At 64.7% G+C, this 10,928-nt stretch carries 12 protein-coding genes; all 12 read left to right on the top strand.

The genetic code is table 11. The features are described 5' to 3' along the window. The first annotated feature begins 117 nt into the window (after positions 1-117). Positions 118-846, top strand: coding sequence for an SDR family NAD(P)-dependent oxidoreductase (locus tag DAT37_RS18610; RefSeq protein WP_109526020.1), 729 nt, complete (start codon positions 118-120; stop codon positions 844-846). Then, complete coding sequence (locus DAT37_RS18615) at positions 843-1,463, top strand: carboxymuconolactone decarboxylase family protein (protein ID WP_109526021.1); 621 nt, start codon at positions 843-845, stop codon at positions 1,461-1,463. Before DAT37_RS18610 ends, DAT37_RS18615 begins: the two co-directional genes overlap by 4 nt. Then, positions 1,460-2,767: an aromatic ring-hydroxylating oxygenase subunit alpha gene (locus DAT37_RS18620; protein WP_232839832.1), complete on the top strand. Its 1,308-nt coding sequence runs from the start codon at positions 1,460-1,462 to the stop codon at positions 2,765-2,767. The genes DAT37_RS18615 and DAT37_RS18620 overlap by 4 nt, the downstream gene beginning before the upstream one ends. Continuing rightward, positions 2,764-3,099 (top strand): hypothetical protein, encoded by a 336-nt coding sequence (locus DAT37_RS18625; protein WP_109526022.1) that lies wholly within the window; start codon positions 2,764-2,766, stop codon positions 3,097-3,099. The genes DAT37_RS18620 and DAT37_RS18625 overlap by 4 nt, the downstream gene beginning before the upstream one ends. A 61-nt stretch (positions 3,100-3,160) precedes the next feature. After that, positions 3,161-4,000: a TauD/TfdA dioxygenase family protein gene (locus tag DAT37_RS18630; RefSeq protein ID WP_109526023.1), complete on the top strand. Its 840-nt coding sequence runs from the start codon at positions 3,161-3,163 to the stop codon at positions 3,998-4,000. 33 nt (positions 4,001-4,033) lie between these two features. Beyond that, positions 4,034-5,305: an aromatic ring-hydroxylating oxygenase subunit alpha gene (locus DAT37_RS18635; protein ID WP_109526024.1), complete on the top strand. Its 1,272-nt coding sequence runs from the start codon at positions 4,034-4,036 to the stop codon at positions 5,303-5,305. Next, complete coding sequence (locus tag DAT37_RS18640; protein ID WP_109526025.1) at positions 5,302-5,637, top strand: hypothetical protein; 336 nt, start codon at positions 5,302-5,304, stop codon at positions 5,635-5,637. The genes DAT37_RS18635 and DAT37_RS18640 overlap by 4 nt, the downstream gene beginning before the upstream one ends. Continuing rightward, positions 5,634-6,878, top strand: a complete 1,245-nt coding sequence (locus DAT37_RS18645) for a metal-dependent hydrolase family protein (protein ID WP_109526026.1) — start codon at positions 5,634-5,636, stop codon at positions 6,876-6,878. The genes DAT37_RS18640 and DAT37_RS18645 overlap by 4 nt, the downstream gene beginning before the upstream one ends. A 26-nt stretch (positions 6,879-6,904) precedes the next feature. Further along, positions 6,905-7,225 (top strand): hypothetical protein, encoded by a 321-nt coding sequence (locus tag DAT37_RS18650; RefSeq protein ID WP_109526027.1) that lies wholly within the window; start codon positions 6,905-6,907, stop codon positions 7,223-7,225. Between the two features lie 35 nt (positions 7,226-7,260). After that, a complete protein-coding gene (locus tag DAT37_RS18655) occupies positions 7,261-8,775 on the top strand; it encodes an aldehyde dehydrogenase (protein ID WP_232839841.1) in 1,515 nt (504 codons plus the stop codon). Continuing rightward, positions 8,772-9,947, top strand: coding sequence for an acyl-CoA dehydrogenase family protein (locus DAT37_RS18660; RefSeq protein WP_109526029.1), 1,176 nt, complete (start codon positions 8,772-8,774; stop codon positions 9,945-9,947). Before DAT37_RS18655 ends, DAT37_RS18660 begins: the two co-directional genes overlap by 4 nt. A 110-nt stretch (positions 9,948-10,057) precedes the next feature. Then, positions 10,058-10,651, top strand: a complete 594-nt coding sequence (locus DAT37_RS18665) for a hypothetical protein (RefSeq protein WP_109526030.1) — start codon at positions 10,058-10,060, stop codon at positions 10,649-10,651. The last annotated feature ends 277 nt before the right edge of the window (positions 10,652-10,928 follow it).

The raw sequence follows: 10,928 nt of genomic DNA on the forward strand, positions 1-10,928 counted from the left end.
CATGTCCGGTGGCCTCGCTGTGCGCAGTATTCCGGCCGGTGACCTGTGACCGGCCCACACCCGACGCCCGGTCCCGAGGGCGTCGACCCGCGTCCGTTTCAGCGCTCTCGGGTCGCGATGGTCACCGGAGGAGCCTCGGGGATGGGGTTGTCCATCTGTGAAGCGTTCTCCGCGAGCGGATACAGGGTCGCGATCCTCGACATCGATGGCGCCGCTGCTCAGCGTGTCGCCGAACAACTGCGGACCGCGGGTGGCGCGGCGATCGCGTGTGAGGTCGATGTGACCGATCGCCGAGCGGTCGACGAGGCGATGCGCAAGACCCGCGCCAAGTTCGGCGCGATCGAAATCCTGGTCACCAGTGCGGGTTTGGTCGGCTTCTCCCCGTTCACCGAGATCTCGCCCGAGGCGTGGAACCGAGTCGTCGACGTGAACCTCAACGGCGTATTCCACTGTGTGCAAGCCGCGATCCCGGACATGGTGGCGGCGGGATGGGGCCGGATCGTGACCATCTCGTCCTCGAGCGCGCAGCGCGGATCACCGCGGATGGTGCACTACACCGCCGCCAAGGGTGCGGTGGTCGCGATGACCAAGGGCCTGGCGCGCGAGTACGCCGCGAGCGGAATCACCGTCAACACCATTCCGCCTTCGGGTATCGACACCCCCATGCAACGGAAGTCGCAGGCGGAGGGATTTCTTCCGGACGACTCCGTGATTGCGAAGGCGATCCCGGTCGGCCATCTGGGCACCGGCGACGATATCGCCGCCGCCTGCGTATTCCTGTGCTCCGATCAGGCCGGCTACATCACCGGCCAGGTGCTCGGGGTGAACGGCGGATCGGTGATATGACCGAATCCGTCTCTCCCCGTCTGGCTCCGTTACCACTCGAGAAATGGGACGACCGGACACGGGCGATGTTGCGCGGGCATGTGCGCTCCGCCGATCGGTACCTGTCGGGCGATCCCGACGCACCACCGGTGCCCAATATCCTCGGCGTTCTCGCTCATCACACCGAATTGGCTTCGGCGTGGCTGGCTTTCAACGGTCTGCTGCTCGAGCGTCCCTCGTTGGATCCGCTGGACCGAGAACTGGTCGTCCTGCGGGTGGCGTGGTGCAGCGGCTCGGACTACGAGTGGCGTCAGCACGCGCGGATGGCGGCCGGTCTCGGGTTCACCGAGGAGCAGGTCGCGGCGGTGCGTCGCGGTCCCGACGCACCGGGGTGGTCCTCCGTGCAGCGACTGCTGTTGACCATGACCGACGAACTGATGGAACGCCACTGCGTCACCGACCGCACCTGGACCGAATTGGCCCGGTATTTCGATGAACGTCAGCTCATCGAATTGCTGTTCGTCGCAGGCGCCTATCTGTGCCTGGCGATGGTGTTCAACAGCGTCGCTCTGCAACCGGACCCGGAAAACGACAGGCCACGACCATCCGCACCCCCGGAAATGGAGGAACAACCGTGACCGAACTCGCCAGCGAACCGACCACCCAGCGACTCTGGCCCAGACCGGCCGAAGGCAGCTGGACCCAACACTATCCGGAGTTGGGTACCGGCATGATGTCGTTCGAGGATTCGGTGTCCCCTGAATTCTTCGAACTCGAGCGGGAAGCGATCTTCAAACGCGCGTGGCTCAATGTCGGACGCGTCGAACAACTTCCCCGCACCGGCAGCTACTTCACCAAGGAACTCGATGTCGCACGCGCGTCGCTCATCGTCGTGCGTGACCGCGACGGTGGCATCAACGCATTCCACAATGTGTGCCGCCATCGCGGTAACAAGCTCGTATGGAATGAATTCCCGCGCGCGGAGGATTCCGGTACGTGCAGGCAGTTCACCTGCAAGTATCACGGCTGGCGTTACGGACTCGACGGTGCCCTGACGTTCGTGCAGCAGGAAGGCGAGTTCTTCGACCTGGACAAGAAGAACCTCGGACTCGCCCCGGTGCACTGCGAGGTGTGGGCGGGATTCATCTTCGTCAATCTGGCTGCCGAACCCCGCCAGACGCTGCGGGAATTCCTCGGCCCGATGATCACCGACCTGGACGGCTATCCGTTCGACAAGATGACCGAATGGTACGAATTCAAGGCCGACAACCAGAGCAATTGGAAATTGTTCGCCGACGCGTTCCAGGAGTACTACCACGTGCCGGGCCTGCATTCCCAGCAGGTGCCCAGCGCGGTGCGCACACCGGGAAAGGGTTTCGAGTGCGCGCATTTCCAGGTCGACGGTCCGCACCGAATGGTGTCCACCGGCGGTGCGCGACGGTGGACGATGCCCGCGGAGTTCATGTATCCGATCGAACGGGTCACCCGCAGTGGTCTGGTGGGGCCGTGGGAATCCCCGGATCTCGGTGAGATGCCGAAAGGGTTGAATCCCGGCCGGGTCGAACCGTGGGGTATCGACAACTTCCAGATCTTCCCCAATATCGAGATCCTCATCTACCGGGGCTGGTACCTGCTCTACCGGTATTGGCCGACCTCCTACAACACTCACCGCTTCGAGGGAATGCTGTGCTTCCAGCCCGCCCGCACCGTGCGCGAACGGGTCGAACACGAAGTCGCCTCGGTGGTGTTCAAGGAATTCGCCCTCCAGGATGCCGGCATGCTCACAGGCACCCAGACCGCGCTGGAGTCGGCGTACCGGACCGCGGGAATGACGCATTTCCCGGTCAACGACCAGGAAATCCTGGTCCGCCACTTCCACAAGGCGGTCGCCGACTGGGTCGACGAATATCGCGGTGACCTGGCGCAGGGGAGTGGGCGATGACCCGGACGATGCTGCCCGCCGCGTTCGCCGACCTCGAGCCGTTCGCGCGAACCTGGTGTCTGCCTGTCGAATCCGAGCGCTACAAGCAGCGGCTCGGCAAATCGATGGCCGAGATGCAAGCGTTCTACGACGCCTGTTTCCCGCGGGTGGACGACGCGATCACCTACTGCGACAAATTCCCGCTCGAGGAGTTACCCGACGACGCGATCCATCTGCTGCAGATGGTGTATTCGCTGGTGATCGTCGCGATGGCGATCGAGATCTTCAAACAGCCCAAACCGGTCGACAGCGCGGACGCCGAACTCGAACGCGTCGCTGAACCCTGGCCCTGACCTGTTCCTCCACCTCGGCCGCGCCGCCGCGAGCGGGTTCGGCCGGAAGGATCACACCCTCATGACAATCACCATCGCCAAGCTCAGCCACGAAGTCGGCGCCGAGGTCGACGGCGTCGACGCCGACAGGTTGCTCACCGACCCGACGCTGCCCGAGACCATTCTCGACGCCCTCGAACAGCACGGTGTCCTGGTATTCCGAAACCTGCATCTCGACCCGGAGACACAGGTGGCGTTCTGCCGCGAACTGGGCCAGGTCGACACCTCACCCGGACATCATCCCGTCGAGGGCATCTACCGCGTCAGCCTGGATACTACGAAGAACTCGTCGGCGAGCTATCTGCGCGCGACTTTCGACTGGCATATCGACGGTTGCACCCCGGAGGACGACGCCTACCCGCAGATGGCGACGATGCTCACCGCGAAGGCGGTCGCCACCAGTGGTGGTGAGACCGAATTCGCCAGTACCTACAAGGCTTTCGACAATCTCAGTGCCGCCGAACAGAAGTATCTCGCGCCGATGCGGGTCGTGCATTCGCTCGAGGCCTCGCAGCGAGGAGTGACCGCGGATCCGACACCGGAACAACTCGCCGCGTGGCGCCGCCGTCCGACCAAGGAACATCCGCTGATCTGGACGCACAAGTCCGGGCGGCGCTCACTGGTGCTCGGCGCGTCGACCGACCATGTGGTCGGCCTGCCGCCGAGTGAGAGCCGGGCTCTGCTGGATGGACTGTTGCGTCGTGGTACCGCGCCCGACCGCGTCTACCGCCACGAGTGGTCGGTCGGTGACACCGTGATCTGGGACAACCGGGGTGTCATCCATCGCGCGGCCCCGTATCCGCAGGACTCGCCGCGAGAGATGCTGCGCACCACCGTGCTCGGTGAAGAACCGATCGTATAACCCCGTCACACAGCCCGTTTCAGGAGTTACACCATGGCTCGTTGGCCCAAACCCGCCGAAGGCAGTTGGACGCAGCACTATCCCGAGCTCGGCACGGAACCGATGTCGTACGAGGATTCGATCTCGCCGGAGTTCTTCGAACTCGAGCGCGAGGCGATCTTCAAACGCGCCTGGCTCAATGTGGGTCGGGTGGAGCAACTTCCGCGCACCGGAAGCTATTTCACCAAGGAGATCCGGGTCGCGCACAGCTCGGTGATCGTCGTGCGCGATCGTGACGGCGGTATCAACGCCTTCCACAACATCTGCCGTCACCGCGGCAACAAACTCGTGTGGGACGAATTCCCGCGCGAGGAGACTTCGGGTACCTGTCGCCAGTTCACCTGTAAATACCACGGCTGGCGCTACGGGCTCGACGGATCGCTCGCTTTCGTGCAGCAGGAGGGAGAGTTCTTCGACCTCGACAAGAGCGCTCTCGGATTGGCGAAGGTGCATTGCGAGGTCTGGGCGGGTTTCATCTTCGTCAACCTCGCTTCCCGACCACGTCAGAGCTTGCGCGAGTTCCTCGGACCCATGGTCACCGACCTCGAGGGCTACCCCTTCGACGAACTGACCGAACGCTATTCGTATCGGTCCGAGGTCGGGGCGAACTGGAAGCTGTACATGGACGCTTTCCAGGAGTTCTACCACGCGCCGATCCTGCACGGGAAGCAGACACCCGACAACTTCTCCGTCGCCGCACAGCAGGCCGGTTTCGAGGCGCCGCACTATCAACTCGACGGTCCGCACCGGCTGGTCAGCACCTCCGGTGTCGTCACCTGGGAACTCGATCCCACCATGCGTAAACCCATGGAGGACATCACCCGCAGCGGACTGTTCGGCCCCTGGGACGTCCCCGATCTCGGACCGATGCCGAAGGGACTCAACCCGGCAGGCTGCGATCCGTGGGGGTTGGATTCGTTCCAGCTGTGGCCCAATTTCGTGATCCTGATCTGGTCGGGCGGCTGGTATCTGACCTACCAGTACTGGCCGACCTCGTACAACACCCACACTTTCGAGGGCAATCTGTACTTCGTGCCCGCACGCAGCCCCCGTGACCGTGTCGCACACGAAATGGCGGCGCTGACCTTCAAGGAATACGGGCTACAGGACTCGAGCACCCTGGAAGCGACCCAGATGATGCTGGAATCGCGTGCGGTCACGACTTTCCAATTGAACGACCAGGAAATCCTGCTTCGGCACCTGCACAAGGTCGCCGCGGATTGGGTAGGCGACTACCAGCGTGAGCGCCAGGAGACCGAGCGATGAGTGAAACCCTGCTGCCCGACGATTTCGCCGATCTCGAGCAGTTCGCCTCGACGTGGTGTCTGCCCACCGAGCCCGAACGCTACGACCGACGTCTGTCCAGTTCGATGGCCGATATGCAGCGGTTCTACGACGCGATCACTCCTCGCGCCGAGGACGCGCTCACCTACTGCGACAAGTTCACCATCGAGAACATGCCCGAGGACGCCAAGAACCTCATGTATCTGCTGTATTCGATGATCATGGTGTCCTTCCCGGTCGAGGTGTGGAGCCAGCCGCGCATCCCCGACACCGGAACGGCGACCCTGACCTGTGTCGTGGAGCCGGCCCTGTGAGCCGTAACGTCGTCGTGTTGAAAGCGGCGCGCTGGGTCGACGTGGCGACCGGCGAGGTGCACACACCGGCAGTGATCGTCGTGGAAGACAATCTCATCGCCGCGATCGACCCACCCGAACTGCCCGCCGGCGCCCAGGTCATCGATCTGGGCGAGCTCACACTGTTGCCCGGGTTGATGGATATGGAGATCAACCTGCTCATCGGCGGGCCCGATACGCCGACCGGGCTGCCGAATCCGATGCACGGTGTGCAGGACGACCCGGTGTACCGCACCCTGCGCGGCACCGTGAACGCCCGCACCACCCTGCACGCCGGATTCACCACGGTCCGCAACCTCGGCCTGATGGTGAAAACCGGCGGCTACCTGCTCGACGTGGATCTGGGCCGCGCGATCGAACAGGGTTGGGTCGAAGGCCCGCGCATCGTCGGGGCCGGGCACGCGATCACGCCGACCGGTGGGCATCTCGACCCCACCATGTTCCAACGTCTCGCCCCGCACATCATGCCGCTCAGCGTCGAAGAGGGCCGCGCCAACGGCGTCCCCCAAGTCCGGGAATGCGTGCGATACCAGATCAAATACGGCGCACAGGTCATCAAGATCTCGGCGTCCGGGGGAGTGATGTCGCACGGCACCGTCGCCGGGGCACAACAGTATTCGGACGAGGAGTTGGCGGCCATCGTCGACGAGGCACACCGCGCCGGTGTCAGGGTCGCCGCGCACGCGCACGGCGACGCCGGAATCGTCGCCTGCATCCGGGCAGGCGTGGACTGCATCGAACACGGCTCCCTGGCCACCGACGACACCATCGCCATGATGGTCGAACACGGTACTTTCCTCGTGCCGACCAGCTATCTGTCCGAAGGTCTCGACGTCTCCAAAGCCGCACCGGCACTACAGAAGAAGGCCGCCGAGGTATTTCCCCGGGCACGGGAGACCCTGCGCAAGGCGATCCGGGCCGGAGTCAAGATCGCCTGCGGCACCGACGCGCCCGCTGTTCCCCACGGCGACAACGCCAAGGAGCTGTGGGCACTGGTCGATCGCGGCATGACACCGAGTCAGGCACTGCGCGCGGCTACCGTCACCAGCGCCGAACTCATCGGCGTCGACGACCGCGGACAGCTGGCCCCCGGACTGCTCGCCGACATCATCGCCGTGCCGGGCGATCCCACCGCCGACATCACCACCGTCCAGGACGTGCGGTTCGTGATGAAGGACGGCCGGGTCCACAAACACTGCTGAGCTCATCCGATACCAGGAGGTACGACATGGCAAAGGGAATCCTGTACGTCGAGTCACGGCCCAACTCGCCCGAAGAAGCGGCGGCGTTCACCAGTTGGTACGACCGGACCCACATGAAGGAGATGCTGGGAATCGACGGCATCGTCTCCGCCCGGCGATTCGCGCCTGTCACCGGCGACGGCCCGTTCGTCGCGATCTACGAGATCGAGGCCGAGGATATCGCCCTCGTGCAGGCCCGCTTGGGCGAAACGACCAAGGCGGGTGGCTTCTCAGCGCCGGTCGGGCTGTCCACCGACCCGCCGCCGACCGTCCGCTTCTACCGCGACATCACCGCGCCCGCACCGTGATGAGCAGAGACGATCTCGTGCGAGGCACACCCGTGGTGACATCCGAACACCTCTTCATCGCCGGAGGCTGGGTGACGCCAACGACCGCCGAGACCATCGAGGTGATCTCGCCCCACACCGAGCGGCTCGTCGCCCGGGTTCCCGCCGCGTCGGTAGCCGATGTCGACCGGGCGGTAGCCGCCGCGCGCACGGCCTTCGACCACGGCCCGTGGCCGCGTACCGATCCGAGCGAGCGGATCGCGCTGGTGCGGCGGCTGGCCGAGCTCTACACCGCCCGTGAAGAAGAACTCGCCCAGCTGATCACCACGGAGATGGGCGCGCCGATCACCTTCGCCCGATCCGCGCACGCCAAGCTGCCCGGCGTCATGATGCGCGCGTTCGCCGATATCGCCGAGAACTACCCGTTCCAGCAGACGCGATCCGGATTCCTCGGCGGCGATGTTCTGGTCGAGCACGAACCGGTCGGTGTCGTGGCCGCGATCGTCCCCTGGAACATGCCGATGTTCCTGATCGTGGCCAAGTTGATTCCCGCCTTGCTCGCGGGGTGCGCGATCGTGCTGAAACCCTCGCCGGAGACCCCGTTGGATGCCTACCTGATGGCCGAATTGCTCGATGATCTCGGGCTACCGCCCGGGGTGGTCAGCATCTTGCCCGGTGACAGGGAGATCGGCCGTCATCTCGTGGCGCACCCGGGTGTCGACAAGGTGTCCTTCACCGGGTCCACCGCCGCGGGCAGGCAGGTGGCCGAAACGTGTGGTGCCGCGTTGCGCAGGGTCAGTCTCGAACTCGGTGGCAAATCGGCCGCCGTGGTTCTCGACGACGCCGACCCCGCCGATGTCGCCGACGGCATGCTCGTGGCCGGATTGATGAACAGCGGCCAGGCCTGTGTGGCCCAGACCCGGGTACTGCTGCCGCGGCACCGCAGCGTGGAATTCCTCGACGCCCTGGTCGACAGGATCGAGAACCTTACCGTCGGAGATCCTTTCGATCCCGCGACGCGGGTGGGTCCGATGGTCTCGCAGCGACAGCAACACCGTATCCGCGGCTTTATCGAGCACGCGCGAGATCAAGGCGCGCGCCTGCTGACGGGCGGCACCGAACTGCCGGATACGGTCGATCGCGGCTGGTACATCCGGCCCACCGTTTTCGCCGACGTCGACAGTTCGATGCGCATCGCCAGGGAGGAAGTCTTCGGACCGGTCCTGAGCGTGCTCACCTACACCGACGACGATCACGCGGTCGAGATCGCCGATGCCACCGAGTACGGGCTGTCCGGCTCGGTGTGGACCGCCGACATCGATCGTGGGTTGGGACTGGCCCGCCGCATCCGGTCCGGAACCCTGGGCATCAATCAGCCTTACACCATGGACCCCGCCGCGCCTTTCGGTGGCGTGAAGAACAGTGGGATCGGTCGCGAGTTCGGGCAAGAGGGAATCGGCGCCTACCTCGACACCAAATCCATCTCCGTGCGCGCGGCGCCGACGAGGGGCGTTGCGGAACAGTCGATTTCGGCCGGGACGGGCGACCGTGCGGAAAGGACGACACCGTGAGACTGACTTTCGATGATGACGTCGAGGCTTTTCGGGCGGAGTTCGTGGCGTTTCTCGACGAACATCTGCCGTCGGAAGCCGACGCGGTCGAACGTCCGCGTTCCACCGCCCACATCCCGGACTGGGCGCGGAGCTGGCAACGGCTCCAGTTCGATCACGGCTGGCTGCTGCCCGGTCACCCGCCCCGATTCGGCGGTCGTGACGCGGGGATCCTCGAGCAGTACGTCCACAAACAAGAACTCGCCCGCCGCCGCATCTACCAGAACTTCAACCCCCAGGGTCTCGGCATCGTGGCCGCGTCCCTGATCACCTTCGGCACTCCCGACCAGCACGAGCGCTGGGCGATCCCGATCCTGCGCGGAGAGCTCACCGCGGCCCTCGGCATGAGCGAACCCGAGGCCGGGTCCGACCTGGCCGGACTGCGCACCCGCGCCCGTCGCGACGGCGACAATTTCGTCGTGAACGGGCACAAACTCTGGACCTCGGGAGCCCACGACGCCGATGTGGTGCTGACCTTCGTCCGCACCGATCCCGACGCCGCCAAACATCGCGGTATCTCGGTCTTGCTCATTCCGACCGATACCCCCGGGATCGAACGTCGGCCCATCGCTACCGTCTGCTCTCCCGACGATCTCGACTTCAACGAAGTCACCTTCAGCGACGTCATCGTCCCCGCGGAGAACCTGATCGGTGAACTGAACCAGGGGTGGAAAGTCGCCAACGGTTCCCTGGGTCACGAGCGAAACCTGCTGTGGCTCAGCTATGCCGAACGTCTCGATCATCTCGTCGAGGACTTCCGGCCCGTCACCGAACTCGACGCCGACCATCACGCCGGACTCGTCATGGACGCTTACGCCCTGCGCCTGCTCGGATCGGCCGCGCTGGCCCGCGCCGCCCGCGGCGAATCCGGCACCGCCGCGGTATCGGTGCTGAAACTGTTCGGATCCGAAGCCGTCCAGAACGCCACCGAACACGCGCTGACCGCATTCGGCGTCGACGGTCTCGACCAGCCCACCGTCACAGCACGTTTCAGCCCCCTCAACCCCGAGGAACTCGCACCCGGCTGGTTCGAACGCTATATCCGCACCTTCGCCCACACGGTCGCGGGCGGCACCTCCGAAATCCAACGCAACATCATCGCCGAGCATGTTCTCGGCCTGCCCAGACGCTGAGGACAGACCTGCTCCATCGACCTGCACCGACCGCTGGTCGCATTCGAGCCGACCTGCCCCGGAGACAGTAGATTCCGCCGAGCGGAGACCGACAGAATCAGGACAGCCGCATGGACGTCACACCTGCGCAGAACCCTCGCCGCGTCCGCGGTAACACCGCGCCGATCCAACACTGGCTGACCGGCATCCGTGAACGCCCGCTGATCCATCGCGCCATTGTCGTCGCACCCGAATCTCTGGCCGCGGTACGCGATCTGGGCGGATGGATATTCGACATCACCGCAGCAGGTTGGCAGGTCGCGGTGGTCACTCCCGACCTCGACCATCAGAACTCCCTGCGCATCCTCGGTGCGTCGGCGCTCGACCTGAAGCAGGCACTGAGCAAAGGAATTCGCACACTCGAACCGGATCATCTCGCCGTCGCCACCGAGCTCTACAACCGCGAGGAAAAGCTGCGCGACACGGTGGTACGCAGTCTGCGCCAGAGTGACAGCGTCACGACATTGTGGGGATCGGACCTGCCGAGCGAATTGAACGGTATGGCGACCGTTCGACCCCATCGACCGAGTTCGGCTGCGCTGGCATTCAAAACCGCCGCCATCCACGCTGCCGGATACCCCGACGAGATCAGCACGACCACCGAAACCATGTGGTCCCCACACAAGCGCGCACTTCAAACCGTCCCTGGCCGGACACACGGTTGAGAGGTGCGGTTGCCGACCGCCACCACTGATCGTCGATCACCACGAAACCGAGCCCGGCAGGGCGCCTACGGGCCGCTCCGGACTCGAGCCACCGCCTTCCAAGGCCCCAGCAGCGCACCGTAACCGCCAACGTCTCGGGGTTTGACAAGTTCTTCGACCCGAAGGGGATTTGATGACCAGAATCGATCTGCCGTATCAACTGTTCGACGCGGACAACCATCTCTACGAGACCAAGGACGCGTTGACCAGGCATCTGCCCAAGCAGTACGAGGGTGCG

The organism is Nocardia aurea, from assembly GCF_003123685.1.
In the GTDB taxonomy this organism is placed as follows: Bacteria; Actinomycetota; Actinomycetes; order Mycobacteriales; family Mycobacteriaceae; genus Nocardia; species Nocardia aurea.